Annotated in this window: 2 protein-coding genes; one reads left to right on the forward strand and one right to left on the reverse strand. The window is 41.8% G+C overall.

Going from position 1 to position 3,915, the window contains the following annotated elements:
- Positions 1-2,365 (reverse strand): PKD domain-containing protein (locus ACIQ32_RS12305; RefSeq protein WP_396195972.1); only part of this gene is annotated, 2,365 nt, incomplete at its 3' end.
- A gap of 221 nt (positions 2,366-2,586) precedes the next feature.
- Between ACIQ32_RS12305 and gdhA the strand changes: the two genes are divergently transcribed.
- Positions 2,587-3,915: NADP-specific glutamate dehydrogenase (gene gdhA, locus ACIQ32_RS12310; protein WP_396195973.1), on the forward strand; the 1,329-nt coding region annotated here is incomplete at its 3' end.

Here is a 3,915-nt window from a genome sequence, read left to right on the forward strand (position 1 = left end):
CGATTAAAGTAACAGGATAAACACCTACAACACCTTCTGGATAAATAAATACAGGATTTTGAGAATTGCTGTAGGATGGACTAGCACCAGGACTTAACCATTGCCAATCAATTACGTCTGCAGATGATCTGTCTTGTAGTTGAATGGTCGTTTCGAAAAACGTCGCTGGATTCGAAGAGAAAGTGAAGTCAGCAACTGGTAATGGTCGTACTTCAATGATATCTATGAAGGAAGCTGTATAGACACAGCCATAAATTGAGGTTACTGTCATGTTCGCAGAATACATGCTTGGAATTTCGAACCAATTGCTAGTAGAGTCTGTTCCTTGTTCTAAAATACTTGTTCCATCAGAGAACTCAAAGAAAGTTGTTGCAATTTCTCCTGCATTTGAAGATGTATTGTTGAATTCAAAAAAGGCTGGCGTACAATCTTCTACTTTATTTGAGGAAATGTTTGGGACAATTGGGGTAGGGAAATAAATAATTGTACATGTGTTGTCAGTTGGAGATCCACATGCTTCGCTCATTACAACACAATACTCTGTATTCGTAAATTCAGGATCAACAATGATGGATGTTCCCGTGCCAATTTGAGTGCCGTTTTCAGACCAAGTAAAGGTGTAAGGCGATGACCCCCCTGTACCAACCACGAACAACTCAATGTCATCTTCAGGACAAATTTGTGTTGTTGGTGTAATCGATTGAATTTCCAATGAAGGTGGTTCATTAATAGTGATCAATTGGGTGATAACGCATCCGTTTGCATCTGTTATGGTTACTGTGTGATCAGCAGCAACAAGGTCATTGGCACTATTTGTTGTTGAAATAGACTGATCCCAAGAATAAGAATAAGGTGCAGTTCCTAGCGTAATCGTGACAGTTGCAGTTCCGTTATCTCCCGAGTTGCAAGTCGCATCTGTTTGAGATGCAATGGTAGAAATCATTCCGGGTATTTCGGAAACAACAACTGTTGTAATGTCCTGACATCCAACATCCGATGTAACTGTACAATTGTAGGTTCCAGCGGAAAGCCCTGTAGCTGTTTGTGTTGTTTGTTGCAATGGGTCATTCCACAAATACGTAACGTTTCCAAGTAGTGGAGTCATTGTCGCGGTTGCTGTTCCATCAGAACCACCTGGACAAGAAACCAATGTTGATGATGAATTGAAAGTTGCAGGTGTATCTCCTACTGTCACAGTTGCTGTCGCAGTGCACCCCATGCCGTCCACCGCACTTACGGTATATGTACCAGCAGGAACACCCGTAACGGTTGCACCGCTTGACGCCAATGTAGGCCAGGTGAATGTGAAAGGTTGCATGCCGACTCCAGGCACCGCAGTTACAGTACCGATACTTGAGCTACATATATCAGGTGTTGAGGTTGCTGTTACTGTAGCTGAAACGCGTGTCAACCATGTTGTATCTTGTGTAATTGAACCTATACTCGCTCCACACGCAGATCCTGTCAAGAAGTAACCCGTTGTTCCTGCTGGCACAACTGGTACAGGTAAAACACCATTGTTGTAGGGGAATGTTTGACCTAAGGTATTGGCCCAGCCCATTCCTGTTCCTGCAGAATAAACTAACAAATAAGGAATTGTTGTAATGGTATATCCACCCGAAACACCTGGAGCACCAGGTGTAAAGCGCTTTCCGTCTTGATTTGTAGTCCAAGCGATGTTGTTTCTTCCTGGTGTGATGTGTGCAATTGTTCCCGATGGATTTTCTGTTCCTTGTATCGCAAGACCTCCATTCCAGTTTGGACAAGATGGCTTGTTGCCAATGTGAAATTCTACAACATTTGTTGTTTCGTAAAGAACAATAGCAAGATAAGAACACTGTGCACATTGAAATGTAGGCACTTCTCTGTAGAGTACTAAGAATTTCCTGTTGGGCGCGGTTCCAATCGTTTGATAGGAAACCTGTCCACCAGCACCAGGGTTAATGTCCTGATAGCAACCCATTGCTGAATTTTGAGCGTCAGCAAAAGTTGCATTTGGCAATGGGCCATATCCGCCAAGTGACCATGTACAAAATTGGCCTGCTTTGTTGAGATCAAAAGAAACCAATCCGTTCGAACCGATAACCAGTTGAGTGTAGTTGTTGTTGTAAAAGTTAAAAGTGAAACCGATGTTTACAATACCAGAATAAACGTCATCACCTAAGGAAACATTCGTTGGGGAATTCATGAATAAACCTGCGGAACCTGTTCCTCCTATTCCTCCTGTACTGCAATTGTTGATTGTGACAGGTGTTCCAGCACATACAGTTGCATCTTCTCCAAGACAAAGACTCAGTGGGGCTTGGGCCATGTTCATACCCACAAAAGCCAAAAATAGAACGATTGAAAGAAGTAATTTTCTCATGATTTTTAGTCAGTTTACACTAGTCAGTAGACGAACAAATTTATATAAAGTTGCTGTTTAATAAAAATCTTCAGTTAAAATCATTTTAAGTTATTGTTAATCAATAATGTATAAAAAAAATAAATTTAGGTGATAACCGATATCCATGAACAAATTAATACCAGATATCAGTTCCTTAAAATATTCATTACATTTGCCCGACCAATAAAATATTTTAAAAAATGTCAAGTAAATATCAAGCAGAGATCGATGCGTTCATGGATCGCGTGAGAGCAAAGAACGGACATGAACCAGAATTTCTCCAAGCTGTTCATGAGGTAGCAGAGGCGGTAATCCCAGTTATTGAGGAGAACCCAAAATACAAAGCGTCAAAGATTCTAGATCGAATCGTTGAGCCAGAAAGAACAATCATTTTCCGTGTTCCTTGGTTGGATGACAACGGAAATGTGCAAGTAAACCGTGGATACCGAGTAGAGTTTAACTCTGCAATCGGACCATACAAAGGTGGTTTGCGTTTTCACCCTTCTGTGAACCTTTCTATCCTTAAATTCTTAGGATTTGAACAAATCTTCAAAAATTCGTTGACTACATTGCCTATGGGTGGTGGAAAAGGAGGTTCTGACTTCGATCCCAAAGGAAAGTCAGACAATGAAGTGATGAAATTTTGTCAATCATTCATGACAGAACTTTGCCGTCACATTGGCGCTGATACAGATGTACCTGCGGGTGATATTGGTGTTGGTGGACGTGAGATCGGATACATGTTCGGTCAGTACAAAAGAATTCGTAACGAATTTACAGGTGTTCTTACTGGTAAAGCGCGTAACTGGGGTGGTTCTTTGATTCGTCCAGAAGCGACAGGGTACGGAACAGTGTATTTCGCAAAAGAGATGCTTGCTGTGAAAGGAGATTCTTTCAACGGTAAAGTAGTAGCTGTTTCTGGTTCTGGAAACGTTGCGCAATATGCTTGTGAAAAAGCAACTCAACTTGGAGCTACTGTAGTAACTCTTTCAGATTCTGAAGGATATATCTACGATGCTGCTGGTATCGATGCGGAGAAATTGGCATTCGTTATGGAGCTTAAGAATGTGAAAAGAGGTCGTATCTCTGAATATGTGAAGCAGTACCCATCTGCAACATTTGTTGCTGGTAAGCGTCCTTGGGAAGTGAAAGCAGACATCGCGTTGCCATGTGCTACTCAAAATGAGTTGAATGGTGATGAGGCGAAAGTATTGATCGCAAATGGTGTTCAATGTGTAGCTGAAGGTGCGAACATGCCATCTACTCCAGAAGCGATTGAAGCATTCCAAGCTGCTAAAGTTCTTTTCTCTCCAGGAAAAGCATCGAATGCAGGAGGTGTTGCAACATCAGGACTTGAAATGTCTCAAAACTCACTTCGTTTGTCATGGAGCAGCGAAGAAGTTGACCAACGTTTGCACGGAATTATGGTGTCTATCCATGAAGCATGTGTGAAGTATGGTACACGTGAGGATGGATATGTCGATTACGTGAAAGGTGCGAACATCGCTGGATTCGTGAAAGTAGCAGAT

The sequence above is a fragment of the Flavobacterium sp. genome (assembly GCF_044373165.1).
Lineage (GTDB): Bacteria > Bacteroidota > Bacteroidia > Flavobacteriales > Flavobacteriaceae > Flavobacterium.